Origin of the sequence: Paenibacillus sp. BK033 (assembly GCF_004345425.1) — a bacterium.
Classification (GTDB): domain Bacteria; phylum Bacillota; class Bacilli; order Paenibacillales; family Paenibacillaceae; genus Pristimantibacillus.
Window position 1 is genome coordinate 32,576 of the sequence record NZ_SLVP01000014.1, and the last position, 23,135, is coordinate 55,710.

Annotated in this window: 22 protein-coding genes; 3 read left to right on the plus strand and 19 right to left on the minus strand. The window is 52.4% G+C overall.

Features of this window, described 5'->3' with window-relative positions; genetic code table 11:
- Nucleotides 1–174: 174 nt before the first annotated feature.
- From spoIIE to yabN, 10 genes are all read right to left on the minus strand, one after another.
- A complete protein-coding gene (gene spoIIE / locus EV294_RS27780; RefSeq protein WP_132312929.1) occupies nt 175–2,673 on the minus strand; it encodes a stage II sporulation protein E in 2,499 nt (832 codons plus the stop codon).
- A 713-nt stretch (nt 2,674–3,386) separates the two neighbouring features.
- Entirely contained in the window at nt 3,387–3,875 is a 489-nt protein-coding gene (locus EV294_RS27785; protein ID WP_127496997.1) for a S1 domain-containing RNA-binding protein, read from the minus strand.
- 97 nt (nt 3,876–3,972) lie between these two features.
- Entirely contained in the window at nt 3,973–4,284 is a 312-nt protein-coding gene (locus EV294_RS27790; RefSeq protein ID WP_165930831.1) for an FtsB family cell division protein, read from the minus strand.
- Between the two features lie 87 nt (nt 4,285–4,371).
- Complete coding sequence (yabQ, locus tag EV294_RS27795) at nt 4,372–4,977, minus strand: spore cortex biosynthesis protein YabQ (RefSeq protein ID WP_132312933.1); 606 nt, start codon at nt 4,975–4,977, stop codon at nt 4,372–4,374.
- A complete protein-coding gene (yabP, locus tag EV294_RS27800) occupies nt 4,974–5,258 on the minus strand; it encodes a sporulation protein YabP (RefSeq protein ID WP_127496999.1) in 285 nt (94 codons plus the stop codon). Before yabP ends, yabQ begins: the two co-directional genes overlap by 4 nt.
- 108 nt (nt 5,259–5,366) lie before the next feature.
- The gene (locus EV294_RS27805) at nt 5,367–6,182 is read right to left on the minus strand and encodes a DUF817 domain-containing protein (protein WP_132312935.1); all 816 of its coding nucleotides are present in this window, start codon (nt 6,180–6,182) and stop codon (nt 5,367–5,369) included.
- A 162-nt stretch (nt 6,183–6,344) separates the two neighbouring features.
- A complete protein-coding gene (locus tag EV294_RS27810; RefSeq protein WP_132312937.1) occupies nt 6,345–7,082 on the minus strand; it encodes a hypothetical protein in 738 nt (245 codons plus the stop codon).
- Between the two features lie 156 nt (nt 7,083–7,238).
- A complete protein-coding gene (locus EV294_RS27815; RefSeq protein ID WP_132312939.1) occupies nt 7,239–7,517 on the minus strand; it encodes an RNA-binding S4 domain-containing protein in 279 nt (92 codons plus the stop codon).
- Nucleotides 7,518–7,520: 3 nt separating this feature from the next.
- Nucleotides 7,521–7,793: an HU family DNA-binding protein gene (locus EV294_RS27820; protein WP_012772051.1), complete on the minus strand. Its 273-nt coding sequence runs from the start codon at nt 7,791–7,793 to the stop codon at nt 7,521–7,523.
- Nucleotides 7,794–7,995: 202 nt separating this feature from the next.
- Complete coding sequence (yabN, locus tag EV294_RS27825) at nt 7,996–9,474, minus strand: bifunctional methyltransferase/pyrophosphohydrolase YabN (protein WP_132312941.1); 1,479 nt, start codon at nt 9,472–9,474, stop codon at nt 7,996–7,998.
- Between the two features lie 174 nt (nt 9,475–9,648).
- On the opposite strand from yabN, the gene EV294_RS27830 reads away from it, so the two are divergent.
- Both EV294_RS27830 and EV294_RS27835 read left to right on the plus strand, forming a co-directional pair.
- The gene (locus tag EV294_RS27830) at nt 9,649–10,788 is read left to right on the plus strand and encodes a glycerate kinase family protein (RefSeq protein ID WP_132312943.1); all 1,140 of its coding nucleotides are present in this window, start codon (nt 9,649–9,651) and stop codon (nt 10,786–10,788) included.
- Nucleotides 10,789–10,808: 20 nt separating this feature from the next.
- Nucleotides 10,809–11,432, plus strand: coding sequence for a GyrI-like domain-containing protein (locus EV294_RS27835; RefSeq protein ID WP_132312945.1), 624 nt, complete (start codon nt 10,809–10,811; stop codon nt 11,430–11,432).
- 501 nt (nt 11,433–11,933) lie between these two features.
- On the opposite strand, the gene melA is transcribed toward EV294_RS27835, so the two are convergent.
- Entirely contained in the window at nt 11,934–13,232 is a 1,299-nt protein-coding gene (gene melA / locus EV294_RS27840; RefSeq protein ID WP_132312947.1) for an alpha-glucosidase/alpha-galactosidase, read from the minus strand.
- A 186-nt stretch (nt 13,233–13,418) separates the two neighbouring features.
- Here melA and EV294_RS27845 point away from each other — a divergent pair, with 186 nt between their 5' ends.
- Nucleotides 13,419–14,276, plus strand: coding sequence for an AraC family transcriptional regulator (locus EV294_RS27845; protein WP_132312949.1), 858 nt, complete (start codon nt 13,419–13,421; stop codon nt 14,274–14,276).
- Nucleotides 14,277–14,346: 70 nt separating this feature from the next.
- On the opposite strand, the gene spoVT is transcribed toward EV294_RS27845, so the two are convergent.
- The 8 genes from spoVT to EV294_RS27885 form a co-directional block, all read right to left on the minus strand.
- The gene (spoVT, locus tag EV294_RS27850; RefSeq protein WP_132312951.1) at nt 14,347–14,886 is read right to left on the minus strand and encodes a stage V sporulation protein T; all 540 of its coding nucleotides are present in this window, start codon (nt 14,884–14,886) and stop codon (nt 14,347–14,349) included.
- Nucleotides 14,887–15,375: 489 nt separating this feature from the next.
- Nucleotides 15,376–15,561: a type II toxin-antitoxin system antitoxin gene (locus tag EV294_RS27855; protein ID WP_132312953.1), complete on the minus strand. Its 186-nt coding sequence runs from the start codon at nt 15,559–15,561 to the stop codon at nt 15,376–15,378.
- A gap of 12 nt (nt 15,562–15,573) precedes the next feature.
- A complete protein-coding gene (locus EV294_RS27860; RefSeq protein ID WP_132312955.1) occupies nt 15,574–16,446 on the minus strand; it encodes an SPFH domain-containing protein in 873 nt (290 codons plus the stop codon).
- 126 nt (nt 16,447–16,572) lie between these two features.
- On the minus strand, nt 16,573–17,697 hold the full coding sequence (locus EV294_RS27865) for a peptidylprolyl isomerase (protein ID WP_132312957.1): 1,125 nt from the start codon (nt 17,695–17,697) through the stop codon (nt 16,573–16,575).
- A 139-nt stretch (nt 17,698–17,836) separates the two neighbouring features.
- Entirely contained in the window at nt 17,837–21,364 is a 3,528-nt protein-coding gene (mfd, locus tag EV294_RS27870) for a transcription-repair coupling factor (RefSeq protein WP_132312959.1), read from the minus strand.
- A 127-nt stretch (nt 21,365–21,491) separates the two neighbouring features.
- The gene (fin, locus tag EV294_RS27875; RefSeq protein WP_132312961.1) at nt 21,492–21,722 is read right to left on the minus strand and encodes an anti-sigma-F factor Fin; all 231 of its coding nucleotides are present in this window, start codon (nt 21,720–21,722) and stop codon (nt 21,492–21,494) included.
- Between the two features lie 63 nt (nt 21,723–21,785).
- Entirely contained in the window at nt 21,786–22,346 is a 561-nt protein-coding gene (gene pth / locus EV294_RS27880; protein WP_132312963.1) for an aminoacyl-tRNA hydrolase, read from the minus strand.
- Between the two features lie 126 nt (nt 22,347–22,472).
- On the minus strand, nt 22,473–23,126 hold the full coding sequence (locus tag EV294_RS27885; RefSeq protein WP_132312965.1) for a 50S ribosomal protein L25: 654 nt from the start codon (nt 23,124–23,126) through the stop codon (nt 22,473–22,475).
- Between the last annotated feature and the right edge of the window lie 9 nt (nt 23,127–23,135).

Here is a 23,135-nt window from a genome sequence, read left to right on the forward strand (position 1 = left end):
TTGGAGCGAGGGATAAACCGCTAGATTGCCCTATTTCCCGAGAAATTATGCAGCCTTTGCAAAGAAAAATTTATTATTCGGGCTTTAACCGCGCAAAAAGGCTCTTGAGCCAAAGCGCAAACTGCCGCGCTTCGGTCTAAGAGCCTGCATCCGCCCATTTGTCATCTGCCTCCTTCAGCTAACCGTCCGCGGCCGCTCCATCCGGTTGATTCCCGGCCAACGGAATGACGCCCACTCCGGCAAATGCTTATCGATCCTTGCGACAAGCACCGTCATATCGTCTTTAATATCGCCCTCATGGTACCTCACCACCGTCTCCAGCAAGGCATCCGCCATGTCCTGCGGTTCATCGGTCTTAAGCTCCTGGATAATCCTCTTCATCCACATCTCCTTATTAACCGCATGGCCCGGCGCATCATAAATGCCGTCGCTCATCATGACGATCGTGTCGCCCGGCTGCAGCGGCATCGAAATCAAGTCGAATTCGATATCCTGCAAAATACCGACCGGCAAATTATTCGCCGTTACCGGAATCACCTCGTTTCCGCGTTTAATAAAGCTTGGCGTCGAGCCAATCTTCATGAAGGTCGTCCTCGCCGTATATAAGTCGATCATCGCCAGGTCGATCGTCGCGAACACCTCGTCCGGCGACCTTAAGAGAAGAATCGAATTAACCGATTTGATGGCAAGCTTCTCATCCATCCCGGACTTCAGAAGCTGCTGCAAAATCGACAGGGCAGCGCTGCTCTCCTGGCGCGCGCGTTCTCCATTGCCCATGCCGTCACTAATGGCTACGGCGAATTTGCCATTGCCAAGCTCGAGCATACTGAAGCTGTCTCCCGACAGCAGATCGCCACCTTTGGCGGCACCGGCAATGCCTGTCTCTACCTCAAATTCCTTGGCCGAACCAAATACGACAAGGGTTGGTTCCCCATTCTTTTCCGCCGGACGCTCTGATTTGACGGCCACATGCTCGCCCAGTATATCCGATAAGAGCGGAGCGATAATTTTGCGGCATTCGTCATACCCCCTGGCAAAATGATGGTACAGCTCGATTTCCACGTTCCCCTCCTCCAGGTTAATAACCTCAATCTCCTGTATGGATAATCCTAGTCCCTCCAATGCTTCGCGGATCTGTTCCTCCTGCAGATGCAGGGTCTGCCCCTCCCTTTTAATTTCGTGCGCCAGGTCCTCCATCACCTGCGATACGCCTGATAATTGATCCGCGACAAGCTGGCGGGAATCGAATATTTGTTTTTTCCAGTGCATATCATTCTTATAAAGCTCGTACTCCTGCTCGATAATGCCAAGCACCTGAGCCGGCTTAGCGCAATGGGACGCCCATGTGCGCGGCATATTATGCGTTGGAATGCGGTCCTCGTCCACCGCCGAGATCATGTCCTTCATCATTTGATAGGTTTGGAAATACTTGCCCTCCCAGCAAGCTTTATTCCTATGGCAGTCCGCGCAGCTGCGCGCCGATACCGCCTGCATGAAATGATTAAGCTCCTCCTCCTGCTTCACGGCCCCTGCCGTGTTGTTGTTATTCAGCTGGCCAAAGCTCTTCGAGAGCTGGCGGAACACCTCCGAATATTGGGATACCCGCTCCGCCGTTACGTCCCGCACGCGCTTGGCATACTCATGCTGCGATTTGGCATGCTCGTTTGTACCCGGAACATAGCGGGCGATGGTTCGAATCATAATTTTGGGGGTAAGCATAAGCAGGACAGCCGCGGTGACCGACTCCCATGTCGAGGTCATCACATCCGATCCGCTTCCCACATAGATGGCAAGGATTGAAGTGCCGAGCAGCATGCCGAAGGCAACCGCCGCTTTGCCGCCTTCGCGCAGAAGGCCGGCCAATAGCCCCGCGAAAGCAAGCAGACTCATTTGCACAACCGCGTTAAAGTCGGCGAGACTAAGGATGAGTCCGGCAACTACGCCTACACAGGCCCCAAGCGGAGCACCGCCCGCAAGGGCAAACAACAAGAGCAGGAAGCGCGACATAATATGTTCAACGGACAGACCGTAAATTTGCCAGCCTACCGCTCCGGTCATAACGGAGGCAAGCAGAATCATGAGGCAGATAATCTCTTCATTCTTGAGAGAGGCGGTCTTCTTCGCCATGGTCAGAACCGGTATGGCCTGAATAAAGACAAGCGTAAGCACAAAGCTGAGCGCTGCCTCCACCACCACCATCATGAATCCATACCAGCTCATCGTATCTCCTATGAAGAGTCCAAATAGCTGCACAAGTAAGGTGGAGATAAAGACGAGTAAGGGAGCAGTCCCGAGCTCCGCCTTCTCGTAAGCCTCCAGGCCTTTAAATAATAAGAATAGAACGGCGAGCTCCATCCCGATCCATAAGGGTGCGGGCGTAACCGCGAACCAGCTCCCGGCGACCAGCGAAACGGCTGTCCAGGCGAACGCGTCTTTTCGAAGAAAGTAGACGACCGCAAAGTAAGCCGCAGCGAAGGGCATCAGGGATTCCAAGATCACCGCCCTTCCGAGCAGGAAGCCAAGCCCCACGAGCATGATTGTCCATTTTTTCGCGAGCACCAGCTGAACCAGCCTTCTCGAAGATAACCATCCGCGGCCCTTCTCCATCATGGAACGTCCCCATCCCATTTGTTGCTCACCCGCAGGAAACATAATGACATTTTCTTTTTTCATTTCGAACACCACCCATTTCGTTTTGTTGTGGTTCTCATTATAGGAGCATGTCCGTATGAAGTTTGTCAGTTTACCGTGGGTGTGCCGAAGTTTTTTCCGACAAAAGCCAAATCCTTCATCCACAAATTGTCAACGCTTTCAAATCCGCGCCGTTACTGGGTTTAAACCTGACACGTGACTATTGGCACTACTGCCGCTTCAACAAAAACCGTCGCGCCGCGCCGCGGACTGCACGCGAAATCTTTGTTTTCTGCTGTCGGGATTGCAGGGAGTATCGGGGAAACAAGCTGAAACTTTTTTTGAAATGAGGTATATTTTTTGAAAAAAGCGCATAGCGGGGGTTAAAAAACGGGGATTAGTCGTCTTTTGCTTGCTTGCGGGACCGAATTGGGCGCAGATAAACACCATTGAGCTGCTTCGTCAGAAATGCTGGAGCCTGCTTTTATGAGGAAGTTTGTCGCTCCGTACGGGATGAGCTTTAATACCCTGCTTGCGTTTTTGATAAACACAGATTTTGGGGAGTAGCGAGAAGGCGTGCTGCCGTGAGAAATCCCGGATCGATGCAACTCGAAGATGGGCGACCGCGTTTAGCTGTAGGTTTTATCGCCAAAAAGACCTTATAAATTCCGACTCTCGGAATTTATAAGGTCTTTTGTGGTAAAAAAGGCAGAACCGTTTAGGTTCTGCCCTCATATGATTGTATAAAATCCAGCTTAGACCCGTTTAGCACCGCGGCCGCCGCGTTTGCCTTCGGTATTTTTCTTGAGGGAGGAGATACGTTCTTCGCTATCTTTCAGGAAGCGAGACATTTTATCCTCGAATGACGGTTTGTTGTAAGACGGTCTGCCAGCCGACTGCTTGTTGAAAGGACGTCCACCGCGATCTTGACCGCCGCCGCCTCCACGGTTAAAACCGCCGCCACCGCCTGCGCGTGGTTCGCGCTGTGGCGCTGCTTGGCCCTCAGGCCGGTCAACTGCCTGTTTAATGGAAAGTCCGATCTTACCGTCTTTATCAACGTTGATCACTTTGACTTTAACAACATCGTCAATTTTCAGGTGATCCTTCACGTCTTTGACGTAGTTATCGGCAATTTCCGAGATGTGAACGAGCCCTGTGACACCCCCGGACAAATCAACGAATGCTCCGAAATGCGTTATGCCTGTCACTTTGCCTTCTAACTTGGCCCCTACTTCAATTGCCATAAAATAAAATGTTCCTCCCTAAGCTAAATAGCGTTACTATCGTGATTATAACCGAATCGTCAAAGTAAGGTCAACAGACGTTCACCCGTTGTAGCGTCTATTTAATGACCTGAATCTGCTGTTCTCCAGGTGTTACCATTCCTTGTTCCTTCGTTGCAAGTTGTCTGATATATTCCGGATCGTTAAGCCGATCGATCTGTTGTTGAAGCTGCTTGGACTGCAAGGTGGATTCATCTACCTGCTTCTTGATCTCCGTCAATTGCGCCTGCGTGGCACGCGCATCCTTGATCTGACCAATAAAGGTATAAGCCGCCCAGCACAAAAATAGAGTGATGCACATGGCCCATATGCGCAGACGGCGTTTGGATCCTGCGTTCCCTGTCGATTGATTGGCTGTGGCAGTCGTCATAACGGTAATCCTCCTAAAATGAATGATCACCCCATCGGCCGTTTCCGGACCCTTGCGATGATTCATGGTTGGAAAGCTTAGGCTACGTTAAAACAGGCGTTTCCATAATTTTATAACGCCTGATAGGATCTTGTCCCCTCTTTCCTTCAGCTGCAGGCTGGAAAGCTTTGGTCCAAGCCATCGCCATAACGGGCGCGTAAGCGGACCAAGCAGAAAACGCAGCAAAAGCCAGAACGGACGAACCAATTGTAGCACAATTTTTAGAAGGAATATAGTGAGTGCAGTCCCAAATCCGATTAATACGCGGATAAACCTGTATAACAGAACGACCGGCTTCACAATTAGAAGGTCGAATGTCCGCACAGTGAACCGGATGAGGGCTCGTACCGCATCAATCAGCCATTTTACCGTACGGATGACCGGTTTGCTCAGCAGCCAATAGTAGCATAGCACGCCAATAAGCAAGCCGAGGAATACATACGCCCGCACCTCGCCATAGTTGCTGGCGTACAGCACACGAAACACAAGGAGCGATGCGGCCAGCCAGTACGCCATATCGAGTACCGGCAGCGTCCACCGCGGAAAGCGCAATTCGTTCGACACCACCCGGTAGCCGTCGAAGATTACGCCCATCCCGATGCCTGACAGCAGCATCATCCCCATCGTGAGGAACTGAAGGCTTAAGGAGGTCACTTAAACAGCTTTCCGAATAAGCCTTTTGTTTTGGTAGAGGTATTGGCGTCCAAGTAGGCGAGTGAATGGACATACCCCTCGATGGCAACGAGGTTTTGCTCCAGATTGAGATGCTTGATATGCAGGTTTTGCCCTTTTATCATCAGGAAGCCAAGATCGGTATCGAGCAGAAACTCTTCGCTGTCGAAACTTTCCACATTCAGCACACCGGTGATTTCAAGCAGCTTGCGGTTCAGCATTTTGACTTCCTGCCGCTTCTGCCCTTTGCTTTGTTCAACCATTGACCCGTCCCTCCACTTCGAAAGCATAGCTTGAGACTAGCTTATGGGGGTTGGACGAACTTTAGAACATCCGCGCGGGGCAATTCTACTCTTTCATATTCGCTTTCGCTAGAGCGCGGGATTGCCTCCGTCCCTCGCGCTTTTTACGCGCTTTAGCTGCGCCACGATAATGACGCTGATGACAACGAGCAGGAACCAGGAGCTGATTTTCCCCAGATGGACGATATGCCAGGCATGCTCCTGATCCGGGTAAGCCCATGCCCCCATAAACGTCGAAATATTTTCCGCGAGCCAGATGAAGAAGCCGATTAGCAGGAAGGACAGCACAACATGCATGCGGTATTCCCTGCCCCCCACCTTGTACGTAAAGGATGTCCGGTAAAAGACGGCAACCAAAAGAACCGTCAGCACCCACCGCAAATCCCATAAATAGTGATGGGTAAAAAAGTTTAAATAAATAGCTGCGCAGACCATGACGGCATAACGCTGCCTCGGCCAACCGTAGACGGAAATCGACAGCCGCCTCCACGCCTGGCAGATGTAGCTCGCAACGCTGGCGTACATAAATCCGCTGTAGAGCGGCACTCCGTACAGCTTCGACCAGCCTTCGCCCGGATAAGACCAGGAGCCCATGTGCACTTTGTACAGTTCAAGCATCAATCCGATAAGATGGAACATGCATATTACTTTGAGTTCGTCGACGGTCTCCAATTTCAATGCAACCATACCAACTTGGGCAACCAGGCAGATCAGCAGCAGCAGATCGTAACGATGAACGTAGGGTATGGATATAACTTTCGTTAAAGCGAGCGACGCGAATATAATAACCGGAAAAATACAGGACATGGCCTGCTGATAACCAAAAATAAAAAGCTGCCGGATGCGGCGTAACCAAACGGCATTCCATAAGGGCTGCAATTCCATAAGTGTGCCCCTCCTCTGCATAGTGAAAAATCACCCTTAAAGTATCACAGTATTTATCGTTTTACAATAAATTTTTAATGATATCATTGATATGTTTGTTTATAGAAAACAAAAAGAGCGTATCTCCCTTGAGAGAAACGCTCTTACTCTTTGCCGTTTCGGTTACGCTGTTACGGCAGCTTCTTCAGCCGCCCGAGCGGACGCTCCAAATTGCTCCGTTCTGATCGTGAGATACAACACAAGAGATAGAATAACGCTAATCAGCGATACCCAATCTATGAACAAATAATAAAGCGTAACCGTAATCCCGTTGATCATCCCCGACTCTAGCAGCAATTTGCTTGCGCCAAGCCCTATGAGAAAGCTAAATAGATTGACTACAACGCCAAGTCCGATAAAACGCCAGAATTGCCCTGCGGCCATATTGCGGCTGCTCTCGAGCGGATTCGTCACGGAAGTATTCTCGATGGAGACGACGGCGGGAAGCAGCAGAAGCCTTACGTACATGAACAAACCCGGAATGACGAACAACAGAAGCCCCGCCGTAAAAATGACGCCTTGCAAAAAATTATACATGATCATCCGCAGCCACTTGCGAAGCCCCCAGCGGTAAGCATCGGCAACGCTGCCCTTGCCTCCGCGAAGTCTCTCAACCAGATAATGAACCGCAACAGGGGTCAATAAGGTTAGAAAGAGCTGAGAGATAACAATGTCCTTGAGGATACTATCAATAGACAGGTTAGAAAAACCGTAACAGACGATGAGTTCGACCGGTACAATCGTAATGGCCGTTATGAGCAGCAGCACCGCGGCATTTTTAACAAAGAGAGAAAAAGTCATCCCTAATACGCCGCCTTTTGAAGGACGGATTTCGGGCAAATTCGTCATGGTTGCAATCAAAGGTGCCTACCTCCTGAGCATCAAGGTGAACCGGCTTCGCCGTCCTTAGACGGGGAGCGTTTCAGTCCGGAGAATTCTATGCTATGTATGAGAAGAAATATTAACTCTTAGAATGGAAAAAAAGAGCTGCCACTTGAGGTGACAGCCCTTTGTTGTTTACCAGCCGAGATTATCCTCGCGCGGGCGTTGTTCTTCCTTGATCAAAGTGTAAAGCTCACCGGCTTCATCCTTGCGGGTAGTTTCGGCAATCCGTTCGACGCGAACGGTTACCGTCTTCTGTCCGTATTGGATCGTAAGCTCATCCCCTGGTTTAACCGTGCTGCTAGCTTTCGCCTCACGGCCGTTGATCCATACGCGTCCTTGCTCGGACACGTCCTTTGCCACCGTACGGCGCTTGATCAACCGGGATACTTTGAGGAATTTATCCAGACGCATGAATTACTTGATAGCGTCTTTCAGCTTGTTGCCTGCTTTGAATGCAGGAACTTTGGATTCTGGGATGGAGATTTCTTTGCCCGTTTGCGGGTTGCGGCCAACGCGGCCGGAACGTTTACGAGTTTCGAAAGTACCGAAGCCGATCAGTTGTACTTTGTCTCCGCCTGCAAGCGCGTCAGTCACTTCGCCGAGGAAGCCGTTCAATACCGCTTCTACGTCACGTTTAGTCAAACCGCTTTTTGTTGCAATGTTGTTGATCAGATCTGTTTTGTTCATTATTAATATCCTCCTAAATTCAATTCGCCTGTTTTGTTCGGTCAACGCTCCTAATGGGCGCTGCCGTTTGTTTGGTAATTTTAAGCATAAACACAAACACGTTGATACTTATTCTGCTTGTCAGTAAAAAAATCCTGCTGCACGAGTAAAAAAATTTACCGAAAGATGCAGAAATGTTGCGATTCGTGGCGAATCCGAGGCTCTATTGTCGCTTCGCTTCCTCCCACCAACGATCCATTTCTGTTAAATCAGTCTGGTCAAAAGTTTTGCCGTTTATACGAAGCTGTTCCTCAATATAAGAGAATCGGCTCTTAAATTTTGCATTCGTGCGAGAGAGCGCCTCCTCGGGATCCGCGTGGATAAAGCGGGAAGCGTTCACGACCGCAAACAGCAAATCTCCCAGTTCCCCGGCCTGCTCCTCCGAATCCTTCGAATCTATCGCCTCGCGCAGCTCGCGCAGCTCCTCTTCTATTTTGGTCAGAACCGGTTCCAGCTCGTCCCAATCAAAGCCAACCTTCGCCGCTTTCTTCTGAAGATGATAGGCCTTCATAAGCGCCGGCAGATCCTTCGGAATGCCGTCCAACTGCGACTTGCGGGCATCGTCTTCGCCTTTGCGCTTCTTCTCCTCCGCCTTCATCTGCTCCCAGTTGCCAAGGGCCTCGCTGGCATCTCCGGCGCTGCGGTCGCCAAACACATGCGGATGGCGGAAGATCAGCTTCTCGTTCAGGCTTTCGATCACGTCATAGACGGAAAAGGCTCCCGTCTCCTCTTCCATCTGGCTGTGCAGCATCACCTGCAGGATTACGTCGCCAAACTCCTCCCGCATATGGTCGGGATCATCGTTATCGATGGCCTCAAGTGCTTCATACAGCTCTTCGATGAAATTCTTGCGGATGGACTGATGCGTCTGCTCACGATCCCATGGACAGCCTTCAGGGCTGCGCAGAATAGCAACGATCTCGTGCAGACGGTCGAACGTACGGTTAAGAACGGCATCATCCTCCGTACGCGGCACCCAGATCAGCGACAAATTGCCGAAGCCCGGCGTCCGGTCGAGCTCGTACAACGGAACCTTGAGAATCTGTTCCTCGCCCGTTACTCCAAGCGCATGGCCAACGACAACCTCGTAGTCATCCGGGTAACGCTCCATCAGCGCAAGCTTTACATCCGATGCCGTGTAAGCGTCATAGACCTGCCCGATAATCGTATGTACGCGCGGCTGCACATGAGACGCCTTCAGGTCAGCCGCATCAAGCAGCGCAAAGCCCTCTATCGGATCAATGCCAAGACGGGTAAAAGCCTGGTCAAGGAAGCTTTCGCCGCCGATAATCTCGAGCGTTATACCGAGCGGCGAGCAGCGCTCGCGCAGCAGCTGCACCGTGCGCTCCGCTACCATCGGATGCCCCGGCACGGCATACAGGATTGGCGCGGATGCTTCCTGCGCCTTGCGGACAAGCGTATCCGCTATTGTATCATAAACCTCCGGAAAGGTGTCATGCTGTTCATAAACGCTGTCAAACGACGTATAAGCCAGCTGATGCTCCCGCAGCAGCGACATCACCGGATGCCGCTCCGTACGGACATAAATCGTCCCCGCCTCCTGCAGCCTCCGCCACACGCCAAGCGTTAATTGATCGGGATCGCCCGATCCCAGGCCAACTACCGTTATCGTTTGTGCCATATTCGCAATGCTCCTCCCTGCTACATGCAGATTCTACAGTGTAGTATACCATTTCTTGCATGAGGATTAATAATTCGAGGGCGTGGCGTACAATTTCATGGATGGCGAGACATCTCGGCGACCGGAACTTTAGGTATAATAAAAGCACAAAGAGTTGGAAGGAGATGGCTGTCCATGAAAATCGTTGTAGCTCCGGATTCTTTCAAAGGCAGTTTGTCCGCCGCCTCGTCGGCGGAAGCAATCGCTCAAGGCGTCCGGAGATGTGTGCCCGATGCCCAAATCATCAAGCTTCCGATCGCCGACGGCGGCGAAGGAACGCTCGACAGCCTTCTCACCGCTGCGGGCGGCGAGCGCGTGAACGTTAGCGTGGCCGGTCCGCTTGAAAGGCCCGTGGAGGCCTCCTACGGGCTGCTTGGGCAAACGGCCGTCATCGAAATGGCGGAGGCATCCGGCCTGTGCTTGCTGAAGGAGGAAGAGCGCAATCCGTCACTTACGACGACATACGGGACTGGCGAGCTTATCCGCCATGCGCTTGACCGGGGCTGCCGGCGTTTTCTGCTTACCGTTGGCGGCAGCGCCACTAATGACGGAGGAACCGGCATGCTCCAGGCGCTTGGGATGCGGCTGCTGGATCGGCTGGGCAATCCCGTCCCTGCTGGCGGAGGAAATCTGGTGGATATCGTAACGATCGACGACAGCTCATGGGATCCGCGAATAGCGGAATCTTCTTTTGTTATCGCCACCGACGTGCAAAATCCTCTTATCGGCGAACAAGGGGCATCACGCGTCTTTGGTCCGCAAAAAGGCGCGACTACCACGATCGTGAACCAGCTTGAGCATGGGATGACGGCGTGGGCTGATCGAATCCAAGAGAAAACGGGAATCCGACTCCACGACCGTCCAGGCGCTGGGGCCGCTGGGGGCTTATGCGGCGCCTATCTGGCCTTCTTCCCCGCCTCCATTCGCCGCGGCATCGATGTGGTTCTGGAGCATGTCCGTCTGGAGGAGCATCTGAAGGAGGCTGATCTGGTCATCACCGGAGAAGGCCGTATCGATCATCAGACGGCCTCCGGCAAAGCGCCGATGGGCGTCGCCCAACTGGCCAGAAAGCACGGTATCCCCGCCATTGCGCTCGCCGGATCAGTGGGAACCGGCATTGAAGCTTTATACGCGGAGGGTATCCACAGCGTGCACAGCATCATAAGCTCGCCGATGACCCTGAAGGAAGCGATGGAGTATGCTCCCGTCCTGCTTGAGCAGGCAGCTGAGCAAGTTATCCGCACCTTCCTTGCGGGGCGCGTACGCATACTGTAAAAGACCGGAGGTATTTTAAAATGAAATATGAGTGGAAAAAGAATGACAAACCGCTTTATCTGCCCAAAAATGTCCCTTCCGTCATCGAGGTGCCCGCAATGAACTACTTCATGCTAAAAGGCAAAGGCAATCCTAATCATTCGGAATTCGTAGAAGCTGTAGGAGCGTTATACTCCTTGGCTTACACGGTAAAAATGCTGCCCAAAAAAGGAGCTGCGCCAGAGAGATATTACGATTACACCGTTTTTCCGCTGGAGGGTATATGGGATCTGGAAGAAGAGGCCAGACAAGCTGCCGTTCTCGATAAGGATAAGCTTATCTACACCATCATGATCAGACAACCCGACTTCGTAACGGAGGCATTGGCACAAGAAGTCATTGAGGCCGTCAGCAAGAAAAAGCCTCATCCTCTCCTAAGCAACGTAGCGTTTGGCAAGCTGGAGGAAGGCCTCTGCGTTCAAATGATGCATCGCGGTCCTTACGATGAAGAACCTGCCAGCTTCGAAAAGATGGAGCAATATTGCGAGGAACAAGGGCTGAAACGAATCTCCAAGCTGCATAAAGAAATCTACATCTCGGATGCTAGAAGAACGCAACCGGACAAGCTCAAAACCGTTCTCCGTTTTCAGGCGGGACGCAACTGACTCACGTTTCGTTCTTTCCTGAGGACGCATGACAATCTCAGTTCAGAATTGTATCTCTTCCGGTTGCTGTTGCCCTTTTAAAGCTTGAACTAACTTGATTATACGAGGCTTTAAAATAGCAAAGGCAAACGCTCCGCTCCTCCAGAGATACATTTCCTCCCCTCAATCAATTGCTATATAAACCGCAATAGGCTGCCCACTAACCCAGGCAGCCTAGCTGTTTTAGAGGTGGCCTGAGGTCGAACAGGCCATCATGACAAAAAATAAGGCCGCCCCAATATGGAGTGGGCGGCCTTATTTCCTATAAAAACCGCGCTTTGCGCGGTTTTGATCGGGTTGCGATCGATAGATAGGGAAAGGGTATGTAGCTCGTGGAGGAGCGCAGCGTTTGCCTTTGTGGCCCCGAATACTCGTTATACGAGTTCATTCAAAATTCGGGGCCGCAACAGCAACCGGAAGGAGCTACATACCCTGCCCCCGCCCGCCATCGATCACTAAGCATCATTTGAATGCGGGCAGCCAATCCCCGTGAGCCTCGATCAAATCGTCGCACAAAGCCACAATATCATCCATTGAAAGCTCCGCCGAAGTATGAGGATCCAGCATAGCGGCATGGTAGATATGCTCTTTCTTCTGCGTCAGCGCCGCTTCAATCGTCAGCAGCTGCGTATTAATGTTCGTGCGGTTGAGCGCAGCCAGCTGCGGCGGCAGATCGCCGACGTACGTCGGGTTGATGCCCGAGCGGTCTACTAGGCACGGCACCTCTACGCAGGCTTCCTTCGGCAGGTTGGTGATCAGGCCCGTGTTCATGACGTTGCCGCCGATTTTGAACGGCTTGCCGGTTTCAATCGCTTCCATGATATGCGACGCGTACTCATGGCTGCGCTTATGCTCGATATTGCTGTTCGCGAGCAGCGATTCCCGCATGCTGTTCCAGCCTTTGATCTGCTCGATGCAGCGGCGCGGATATTCATCCAGCGGAATATTGAAGCGGTCGATCAGCTCCGGATAATTACGCTTGATGAAGTACGGATGATACTCGGCATTATGCTCGGACGACTCCGTGATGTAATAGCCGAACTTGAGCATCATTTCGAGGCGAACCATGTCATGATGCTTCTCCTTCTGCTTCTCCGCCGCGCGGCGTTTGATCTCCGGATACAGATCCACGCCGTCCTTCTTCACTTCAAGCAGCCAAGCCATATGGTTGATGCCCGCAATCTTGGATTCCACGCCCGTAGCGTCCATCCCCAGGTTTTTGAACAGATCGGACACGCATACCTGCACGCTGTGACACAAGCCAACCGTTCTAACGCCGCCCGCCGTCGACAGCACATTCGTCAGTACCGCCATCGGATTCGTATAGTTCAGGAACAGAGCGTCCGGACAAACCTCGCGCATATCCCTCGCAAAATCAAGAACAACCGGAATCGTGCGCAGGTTGCGGAAAATACCGCCGATGCCAACCGTATCGGCAATCGTCTGGCGCAGCCCGTATTTCTTCGGAATTTCAAAATCCGTAATCGTACAAGGATCGTAGCCGCCTACTTGAATAGCGTTGATTACATATTTCGCGCCGCGCAGCGCTTCCTTGCGGTCCGAATAAGCCTTCACCGCGCAGTTGCTGCCAAGCGATTGTTTCATATTCAACAGTAACTGCTCGGAATCGCGCAGACGCCCTGCATCAATATCGAATAAGGCAAGCTCGAAGCCTTGCAGCGGCTCCGTCAACATTACGTCACCCAGTACATTTTTCGCGAATACCGTGCTTCCCGCACCTAGAAAAGTAATTTTAGACATCTTAGCTTCCGCCTCCGTTTTCTAAAAAGGAATTGACTCCTCCACTATATCTCCGAAGCGGATAAGCGAACATGGCAAAGCCTCTTATTTATTTGTCATAATCCCATTTCCTTATGACGAGCCGGGCTGCCGGGTTTATAATAAAGATATAAGCTGTGTACCATCCATACTGGAGGGAACCGCCCTATGCCGTTATCCGAAATTTATCTGCCCAGTCCGGCAACAGAGCGTTATATGGACTTAAGCCTGCTCTTTTGGGGCAAGCAGGATTGCGATCCCGGGCATTATTGGGGTCCTGGTCTTCGCGATATGTACATCGTTCATTACATCCACAGCGGCACCGGTCAATTCCGGTTAGGCGAGCTCAGCTATGAGCTGCATGCCGGTCAAGGCTTTCTTATTATTCCGGGTACGCTTGTGTATTACAAAGCAGATGAGTCCGACCCCTGGACCTACTCCTGGGTCGGACTCAAAGGGCTTCATGCGAAATCTCTGCTGCAGAGGGCCGGCCTTAATCCTGCAAATCCGATATTCGACGCAACGGAGCAGAAGGACTTTTTCGAAACCGTCTATGAGCAATTTCATCAGGCCCTTGATGATCTTCCCGGCAGCGGTGATCTATTCAGTCAAAGCCTTCTGTACCAGTACATGGCCCGGCTGGTTGCCTGCAACAAGCAGCCCTCTGCTCCGGCGCATGCCGTCAATACGAAAGAAGCCTACATCAACAAGGCGGTTGCTTTTATCGAGAACAGCTACAGCCTTCCGATCTCCGTTCAGGATATCGCGAATTTCGTCGGGCTCGACCGCACGTACCTGTCCGGCTTATTCAAAGCGCAGCTGGGTGTCTCGTTGCAGGCCTTCCTGCTCCGTTTCCGGATGAACCGGGCCGTTGAGCTTCTGCATCATCAGGAGCTTACCATTGGCGATATTGCACGCTCCGTCGGCTATACCGACCCTTTCCTGTTCTCGAAAATGTTCAAAAGAGTGATCGGCAGCTCCCCCCGGGCATCCCGGGATCATATCAACCGCGCGACCACCACATGAAAAGGCCTGGTTTCCGTTACGATGCAACCTGCAATCGTTTAACGGGAACCAAGCCTTATTTTTCGCCTTATTATTGTTCCATTTGTTTCGCCAGGAAGCCTGCCGCCGTCTCCACCATTTTGGTTTCCATCTGCGACATTTTTACCGCATCGTCTTTGCTGAGCAGGACCACGGTGCCGATTGGATCTCCGCCTGCAACGATTGGTGCTGCTACGTAAGCGGAGTATGTGTCGTGCATATCCTTAACGATCTCGTATGTGCCGGAAGTGCCTTCAATCGTCTTGCGGTTATCCATGCATCCTTCCAGAATCGATCCGATCTGCTTCTCCAGCAGTTCTTTTTTCGAAGCGCCGGCTACGGCAATAACCGTATCGCGGTCGGTAATGAGGGTAACATGGTTGGTGCTCTCGAATAAGGATTCGGCATACTCTTTGGCGAAGTCACCAAGCTCGCCGATTGGAGAGTATTTCTTCAGGATTACTTCGCCATCGCGGTCAACAAATATTTCGAGCGGATCTCCTTCACGAATACGTAAAGTACGGCGGATCTCCTTCGGAATCACCACACGCCCGAGATCATCGATGCGACGTACAATTCCAGTTGCTTTCATTTCTTGTTGCCCCACTTTCCTAGAGGATTTTAAGTCACTGGATACGATTAGCCTTCATAACAAGCGATTGCCGCCGTCCCCGTTATAAGTCAAGGATTAAAGCGTTCTCGCGGAAAAAGAATGATTCAGCTAGCGGAGCGCCTATTCTAAAGCTGCCGTTATGCTGGTTGTGATTCGGCTGCTCTTATGTCTAGCGCGTTCGATAACGAATTCTTTTGTGATTCTGACCATAGTATTCATCGGCTCCCAATTTCTTATGCACGGCTATCCGCCGCTTCCCGCGGGTTTCCTGCTGAAGCCAGGCAATATCGGACAGATGTGGTAAGGCAATCCGTAAAGCACCATTTAAAGCATTCCCTTCTATGCCAAAAACCTTGCTTCATTTCCTTCTTTTTAATAATTAACCCCGCTAATTGTTCCACGTGAAAAAAATCTTCATTCAAAAAGCCGCCATTCCCCCCTAAAAGGATGGAACGACGGCTGCCACACTCACTCGCTATCAACCGGATTATTTGGCGCCCGCTTAGGCAGCCTTCCGGCTTTGCCAAGCGCTTCCCGAAGCAGAAACTCGATATGTCCGTTTACGCTGCGAAATTCATCATTTGCCCATTGCTCGATGGCACGGTGTAAATCTGGATCGAGCCGGAGCGCGAAAGCTTTCTTTTCTTTCCCCATTGGACTGTCCCCTTAGGAGTACAGCGAGCCCGTATTAATAACCGGCGTTGCTCCGCGGTCGGATACAATGGCAACCATCAGATTGTTCACCATTGCCGCGCGGCGCTCCTCATCCAGCTCGATTCCGTTCTCCGCCAGCTGCTTCAAAGCGGAATCCACCATGCCAACCGCGCCTTCCACAATTCTTTGGCGAGCCGAAACGATGGCAATCGCCTGCTGGCGTTGGAGCATCGCATTTGCGATTTCCGGCGCGTAAGCCAGATGCGTGAGGCGGGTCTCCAGCACTTCCACGCCGGCTACGGCCAGACGATTCTGAAGCTCCTTCATCATTTCCGCCGCTACTTCATCCGCATTGCCGCGCAGCGACTGCTGCGCAGAGTCGGAGAAGGTATCGTAAGGATATTGGGCCGCGATATGGCGAACGGCCGTCTCGCTCTGGATTTCCACGAAGCGCTCGTAGTTATCCACGTCGAAGGAGGCTTTCGCCGTCTCCGTTACTTTAAATACAACAACGGCGCCAATCTCCACCGGATTGCCCTCCGCGTCATTCACCTTCAGGGTCTGGCTATTGAAGTTGCGGACCTTCATCGATACCTTCTTCTTGTTCGTGAACGGTACTACAATCCACAAGCCGCTGTCGCGAACCGTACCTACATACGTGCCGAAGAACGTAATAACCTTCGCTTCGTTTGGCTGAACGATTGTGAGCGAGGATACGGCTACGATAAAGATCACCTCAAGCAATATGCCGAGCACGATCAGAAATACGTTCGGATCCAACTGATCCGAGCCAAATATAATAAGTGCGATTCCTCCGGCAAAGGAAATAATCGCGGCGAGCAATGCGAGGAATCCGTTGACGTGCCAGGCTTTATATTCCTTCATAAGTACACCCCTTATATTGTTTTGATATAATTATGATATCACTTTTTACAAAAACAAGAAAGTCCCATTACAGAAAAAAGCTGGTCCCATCATTTGCATGATGGACCAGCTCTTCATTAAAGGTGTTTATTTGGCTGCAGGAGACTCGCTGGCTGCCGGGGATTCCGATGCCGCCGGAGATTCGGACGCCGCTGGCGACTCCGAAGCGCCTGGCGATGCGGATGCGCCTGGCGAAGCCGAAGCTTCCGGAAGCGTGATTTTCACGTCTTGCTTCGGCATTTCATCCGTCATGAACGTATTCATGTGGTTGTAAGCCACCACGCTTTGTACCTCTTGCTTCTGCTCGTCCGTAATTTTGTCGTAAGCTACTTGGTCCCGTTTCTCAACCAGGATCACATGATAGCCGTATTCGGTCTCGACCGGATCGCCGATTTTGCCGACAGGCTGAGTCAGGGCCGCATTTTTGAAGCCCTCCACCCAATCGGAAGCCTTCGCGTCCTTGTATTCGCCGCCGCTATCCTTCGAGCCCGTATCGTCGGAGTACTGTTTAGCAAGGGCTGTCCAATCTCCGCCAGCGTCAAGCTTCGCTTTAACTTCTTTTGCACGGGCGAGAGCTTCCTCTTTCGTGCGAAGCGTCTTCGTGGAATCCGCTGGATCCGTTGTTGCTACGAGAATATGGCGAACGGTTACCGGGTTGTAGTTGCCGATGTTTTTCTCGTACTCGGCTTTCATCTCGTCTTCCGTTACTTTCGAATTCATATGCTCAACCACAACCAGCATCAGGTTGAGGTAGGTTCTTACGTCGGCTGTAGATACTTTTTTCTCGTCGAGCGTCTTTTTCACGTCGGCGTTCGTTTTGAGCGTATCTTCGAAGCTCTTCATCTGATCGTTCGTTTCATCGCCTGCTTTTTTAAGCGTTGCTTCTGTAGCTTGCTTGGCAAGGATCTTATACGAAACGAATTGCTGGAGCAATTGTTCTTTGAACTGCGGGATTGCAATCACTTGCTCGTAGCCCGGCTGCATGATGTTGAAGATATCCAGGTACTTGTTGAACTCCGCTTCTGTGACGGTGCCGTCTTTGTAGGTTGCAACGACAGTACCTTTGCCCGCCCCTGCGAAAGTGAGGCCCGAGGAGCCGCCCTCGTTATCTTTCTTGCCACCGCAAGCCGCCATGATCGTCATGACCAGCACTGCCGCGATTACGAGCAGTGCGCTTCTGCGCCATGTCGATTTGCGTTTTGTGTGCAACATGTTGAATCCCCTTTCAATTTGAGAAGTTTATTGTATTGTAACAGAAAACGACAAGGCTTGACCACAAGGTTGTAACAGCTGCCCCGCGCAAGGAGGAGCAGCCCGTCAATTATCGAGCGAATAACACGCTAATCTATCCTTAGCTTTTTGCGTCCTGCAGCGCTTCTTCGCCTTTTCTTGCATCCTTGAACTTCTTCAGGAAGCCCTCCAGAAGCTGAACCTTCTGATCCATCTCGAGCCCTTTGCCCCGCAGCAGAAGCGTCGGATATTCATCCTGTATCGCTCCTTGGCGGAACCGGTTCTCGTACTGCATGCATAGCTGGTCCACCAGCTTGCGGTCAATCCGCTTCTTCTCGCGTTCGTTGAAGCGGACGATAAGGTCATCGCCCTTCTGGCTGATCTGTTCAATGCCGTATTGGGAGCCGTAAACCTTAAGCCGCGCAACCGAGAGCAGATTGTCGACGGCCTGCGGCAGATTGCCGAAACGGTCGATCAGCTCCTCCGCCAAATCCTCCGCATCGTCTATGGACGTAACGGTAGCCACCTTCTTGTAAATCTCGATCTTCTGGATGCTGTCGTAAATATAGTCGGAAGGCAGATAAGCGTCGATGCTGACATCGATCAGCGTGCTGACGCGACGCTCTTCCTTCACCTCCACGCCTTCCATCTCCGCCTTACGCTTGGCGATCTCGTCAGCCAGCATCTGCGAATACAGATCAAAGCCGACGGAGGCAATAAAGCCGTGCTGCTCCGCACCGAGCAGATTGCCCGCTCCGCGGATGGAAAGGTCGCGCATTGCGATCTTGAAGCCGGAGCCCAGCTCCGTAAATTCCTTAATCGACTGCAGGCGCTTCTCCGCCACCTCGGTGAGTACCTTGTCCCGTTGGTAGGTGAAGTAGGCGTAGGCAATCCGGTTCGAACGGCCAACCCTGCCCCTCAGCTGATACAGCTGGGAGAGGCCCATTTTGTCCGCATCGTGCACGATCAGCGTATTTACGTTAGGGATATCGACGCCGGTCTCGATAATGCTCGTGCTGACAAGCACGTCGGACTCGCCGTCCAGGAAATCCAGAATCGTCTTCTCAAGCTCCTGCTCCGACATCTGGCCGTGGCCGACCGCAACCTTGGCGTCCGGCACAAGCGCATTGATCTGCTCGGCCATCTGATATATCCCTTGCACGCGGTTATACAGGTAATATACCTGCCCGCCGCGAGCCAGCTCCCGTTCAATGGCTTCGCGCACAAGCGAGGTACTGTATTCGACGACATAAGTCTGCACCGGGAAACGGTTCTCCGGCGGCGTCTCGATGACCGACAAATCGCGAACGCCCAGCATAGACATATGCAAGGTCCGCGGAATAGGCGTAGCGGTCAGCGTCAGCACGTCGACATTGGTCTTGAGCTTCTTGAGCTTCTCCTTATGCGATACGCCAAACCGCTGCTCCTCGTCGACGATCAGCAATCCCAGATCTTTGAAGATGACGTCCTGCGACAGTAAGCGGTGCGTGCCAATCACCACATCAACCGTACCCGCTTTCAGGCCCTTCATCGTATCATTCTGCTCCTTGCGGGAACGGAACCGGCTTAATACCTGAATGTTGAACGGATAGCCGGAGAAACGCTCGCGGAAGGTCTCGTAATGCTGCTGGGCGAGAATGGTCGTTGGGACAAGAATAGCTACCTGCTTCCCTTCGATTGCAGCCTTGAAAGCGGCGCGAACCGCCACCTCGGTCTTGCCGTAGCCGACGTCGCCGCACAGGAGCCGGTCCATCGGCTGGGGCTTCTGCATATCCTTCTTAATCTCTTCGATAGCCCGCAGCTGATCTCGCGTCTCATCGTAAGGGAACATCGCTTCGAACTCGTTCTGATAGGCCGTATCCTGACCGAAAGCAAATCCGGGCGCCGACTGGCGCTCCGCATACAACTTGATCAGGTCATCGGCTATATCTTGGACGGAAGCGCGGACTTTATTTTTCGCCCGAACCCATTCGCTGCCGCCCAGCTTATTGATCTTCGGCTCCTTCTCTTCGGAACCGACATACTTCTGAATCATGTCGACCTGCTCAACCGGCACGGACAGCTTATCGCCGCCGGCATACAGGATATGCAGGTAGTCCTTGTGAATGCCGCCGATCTCGAGCGTGCCGATCCCGACGTATTTGCCGATGCCGTGGTTCTGGTGAACGACGTAATCGCCGACTTTCAGCTCGGTATAGCTCTTGATCCGCTCGGCGTTATCGATCTTCTTATCCATCCGGCGCGCCTTCCGCTGCTTCTGAGAGAACATCTCGCCTTCCGTAATAATGACAAGATGCGAGGAAGGCAGCTCAAAGCCGGATTGAAGATTACCCTCAATCAGGATCGGAGGCTCAATATGATAATCCTGCAGCACGCGTCTAATCCGGTCGAGCCGTTCGGCGTTGCCGCCCAGCATCATCACCTTCGCGCCCGTCTTTTTCCACCGCTCCATCTCCGCTTTGAGCACGTTCATCTGTCCGTGGAAGTTCTGCATGGCGCGGCTCGTCATATTCAGGATATTTTGAGGCTGCGAATGCGGGATCTGCCGCAGGAAGAGCGACATAAACAGCGTTTGGAATTTCCGGTGATGCAGAATCTCATCCGATTCCCGGGCAAGCGTAAAGCTTGACAGAGATTTGCCGTTGGAGAGCAGATGGGTCGACCATTCCGCCTCATCCCGCTCCAGCTGCCGCGCGGTCTCGATCAGCCTTGTCGGCTCATCCAGGATAAGAACCGTATCCTCCGGCATATAGTCCAGAATCGTCTGTCTTTCCGGGTACAGCATGGATATATATTTATAAATTTCAGGAAAATAGACTTGCTCCCGCAGCTTCTCGATCTCGCCGCCGATTTCTTGACGGAGGCGGTCCTTTGCCATGCGGTCCGTCATTTTGTCGAGCTGCTGGGCGAGAAGTGCTGCCGCATGCTCCGCTGCAGCGCTAAAGCGCTGCTGGTCGGCAACGATCTCCTGGCAAGGCGTTACGGTAAAGGACTGCAGGTTATCAAGCGAACGCTGGTCGGAAGGATCGAACGTACGGATCGAATCGATCTCGTCCCCAAACCACTCGATCCGGTACGCGAGCTCCTCCGTAAGCGGATAGAAGTCGACAATACCGCCGCGTACGCTCATCTCGCCTTTGGATTCCACCCGGTCCGCCCGGACGTAGCCAAGTCCGGTCATCTGGCGCAGGAAATCATCCAGTTCCAGCGTGTCGCCAACCTTTACCGAAATCTTTGCGTTCGACATAACCCCTTTAATCGGCTGATAGCGCCGAATACCGGAGAACGGAACGACAATAATCCCGCGGAAGCCTTCGGACAGCTTGATCAGCACATCCATGCGCTGCGCCAGCGTCTCGGGACTCGAGATCGCCGCTTCGGCAGCTACCAGCTCATTCGCGGGATATAACAATACATCATCGGCAGAGATGCATTCCTGCAAATCTTCTGCAATTTTCTGTGCGGCATACATATTATGCGTGACAACAAGCAGCGGACGGTCCAGATCATCCTTCACCGCCGCTACGAGTACTTGCCTGGAAGAACCCGCAAGTCCCGATATCATCTGTTCGCGCATTCCTTTGCGGACGCCGGCTATAATCGACTGTACATCCGGATCCGCGGCAAAAGCCTGTACTAACGCTTTCAATCGTGAAGGCACCCCGTTTCTATACACAAGACAAAAGGCAAAGAAATAGAAGCATTATTTTACTATAGGAACCATCGAAAAGAAGCCTCAGCCGAATGCCAAGGCTACGCACGCTATTGTGCTCCCGTTACTGCAGCGGATTTACGACGAGCACAAGCTCCGGGTTTGCTTCCAGTGCCTCGCGGCAGTAATCGCAGACCACTTTAACCGTAATATCACCGTTCGAGTTATACGCTATTATATCGCTGCGCTCTTCGGGGGTCAAGAAATGGAAACCAAGCCTCGACTCGGAGATTTCCTTTTCCTCTATCGTCCCCATCGGCGTCCGGCAGTGCCGGCAAATATAGTTTACAGCCATATGTATGCCTCCTGAAGAATAGTTATACCCTTCAGTATGCCCGTTTTGCCCAAGCTTAGGCGGTTACTTGTTAAACTTGGCCATTGTATTGTCGAAGCTTGCCTTGAGGCTAAACTCCACTGCGTCGCAGGCCTGTTCAATCATGCTCTTCAAAGCTTCCTGCTCGCTCTTCGGGAAGTTATCGAGCACGTAGTCGGCAATATTGCGGCCCGGCTGCGGACGCGAGACGCCCATGCGGATCCGGTTGAACTGCTGCGTGCCCAAATGCTGAATAAGCGATTTGATGCCGTTGTGGCCTCCCGCGCTGCCCTGGTAACGAAGCCGGATTTTGCCGACCTCCGTATCCATATCATCGTAAACAATAAGTCCGTCTTCCAGATCAGCCTTGAAGTAATCCATGAACCCCCGTACCGATTCCCCGGACAGGTTCATATAAGTCATCGGCTTGATGAGGACAACCTTCGTACCCTGTACGTTTCCTTCGCCAATCAAAGCCTTGCACTTGCTCTGCGTCACCTGGATATTCCAACGCCGAGCCAATTCGTCTATGACCATAAAGCCTACATTATGCCGCGTGCTTTGATAGGTTGTGCCGGGATTCCCCAGCCCTACAATCCACTTCATGCTATCCTGCTCTCCAATCTCATTTTGCGTATGTCTTTATTCATTCTACACGATGGACAATATTCCCTGCACGAAAGGAAGAAACGGTATCTTCCCGCGGAGGGCAGATACCGTTTATCCATTGCTCTATTTTGCGAAATCAACCTCGTGCATTTGCGCTTCCGTGGAACGCGATACCGCTTCCTTCGCTTCCACTTCCTGCGCCTCCGCTTCCTCGGCCGTCAGGTCCTTCTGAGGTACCAGGACCGTCACGAGCACCGCCGAAGGATCGGTCAAGATCGTTACGCCAGCCGGAGTCTGAACGTCTCCGACCAGATAGCTGCTACCCATCAGAAGGCCCGTTACATCGACCGGAATCGAATCCGGAATGCTCCCCGGCAGACAACGCACCTCCAGCTCATGCAGCAAAGCCTGCACGATACCGCCCTCGCGCTCGCCCTGCGAGTCGCCAACCAGGTCGATTCGGACATGCGTTGTTACTTCCTCATTCATATTGATTTGCTGGAAATCAACGTGTAGCAGCTTATGCGACAGCTTCTCGCGCTGTATGCCCGCAATCATGACCGACTGTTTGCCCGCGCCCGGAATGTCCAGGTCGATAACCGCATTCGGGTGGGAACGCAGCAAAGCGAGCAGCTGCTTCTCCTCAATGGCAACGGAAGCCGGGGAAGCAAGCTGCTTGCCGTAAACGACGCCGGGCACCCGGCCGCTTGCCCTCAAGCTGCGGAGTTCGCTCTTCATGGTTGTATTTCTTTGTTCTGCCGTCATTGCTATGGACATCGGGATAGG

What these genes read in the sequence shown, in the direction of transcription:
- spoIIE (WP_132312929.1), bottom strand. Translation starts at nt 2,673, where the DNA reads ATGAAAAAAGAAAATGTCATTATGTTTCCTGCGGGTGAGCAACAAATG.
- EV294_RS27785 (WP_127496997.1), bottom strand. Translation starts at nt 3,875, where the DNA reads ATGGCAATTGAAGTAGGGGCCAAGTTAGAAGGCAAAGTGACAGGCATA.
- EV294_RS27790 (WP_165930831.1), bottom strand. Translation starts at nt 4,284, where the DNA reads ATGACGACTGCCACAGCCAATCAATCGACAGGGAACGCAGGATCCAAA.
- yabP (WP_127496999.1), bottom strand. Translation starts at nt 5,258, where the DNA reads ATGGTTGAACAAAGCAAAGGGCAGAAGCGGCAGGAAGTCAAAATGCTG.
- EV294_RS27805 (WP_132312935.1), bottom strand. Translation starts at nt 6,182, where the DNA reads ATGGAATTGCAGCCCTTATGGAATGCCGTTTGGTTACGCCGCATCCGG.
- EV294_RS27815 (WP_132312939.1), bottom strand. Translation starts at nt 7,517, where the DNA reads ATGCGTCTGGATAAATTCCTCAAAGTATCCCGGTTGATCAAGCGCCGT.
- EV294_RS27820 (WP_012772051.1), bottom strand. Translation starts at nt 7,793, where the DNA reads ATGAACAAAACAGATCTGATCAACAACATTGCAACAAAAAGCGGTTTG.
- yabN (WP_132312941.1), bottom strand. Translation starts at nt 9,474, where the DNA reads ATGGCACAAACGATAACGGTAGTTGGCCTGGGATCGGGCGATCCCGAT.
- EV294_RS27830 (WP_132312943.1), top strand. Translation starts at nt 9,649, where the DNA reads ATGAAAATCGTTGTAGCTCCGGATTCTTTCAAAGGCAGTTTGTCCGCC.
- EV294_RS27835 (WP_132312945.1), top strand. Translation starts at nt 10,809, where the DNA reads ATGAAATATGAGTGGAAAAAGAATGACAAACCGCTTTATCTGCCCAAA.
- melA (WP_132312947.1), bottom strand. Translation starts at nt 13,232, where the DNA reads ATGTCTAAAATTACTTTTCTAGGTGCGGGAAGCACGGTATTCGCGAAA.
- EV294_RS27845 (WP_132312949.1), top strand. Translation starts at nt 13,419, where the DNA reads ATGCCGTTATCCGAAATTTATCTGCCCAGTCCGGCAACAGAGCGTTAT.
- spoVT (WP_132312951.1), bottom strand. Translation starts at nt 14,886, where the DNA reads ATGAAAGCAACTGGAATTGTACGTCGCATCGATGATCTCGGGCGTGTG.
- EV294_RS27855 (WP_132312953.1), bottom strand. Translation starts at nt 15,561, where the DNA reads ATGGGGAAAGAAAAGAAAGCTTTCGCGCTCCGGCTCGATCCAGATTTA.
- EV294_RS27860 (WP_132312955.1), bottom strand. Translation starts at nt 16,446, where the DNA reads ATGAAGGAATATAAAGCCTGGCACGTCAACGGATTCCTCGCATTGCTC.
- EV294_RS27865 (WP_132312957.1), bottom strand. Translation starts at nt 17,697, where the DNA reads ATGTTGCACACAAAACGCAAATCGACATGGCGCAGAAGCGCACTGCTC.
- fin (WP_132312961.1), bottom strand. Translation starts at nt 21,722, where the DNA reads ATGGCTGTAAACTATATTTGCCGGCACTGCCGGACGCCGATGGGGACG.
- pth (WP_132312963.1), bottom strand. Translation starts at nt 22,346, where the DNA reads ATGAAGTGGATTGTAGGGCTGGGGAATCCCGGCACAACCTATCAAAGC.
- EV294_RS27885 (WP_132312965.1), bottom strand. Translation starts at nt 23,126, where the DNA reads ATGTCCATAGCAATGACGGCAGAACAAAGAAATACAACCATGAAGAGC.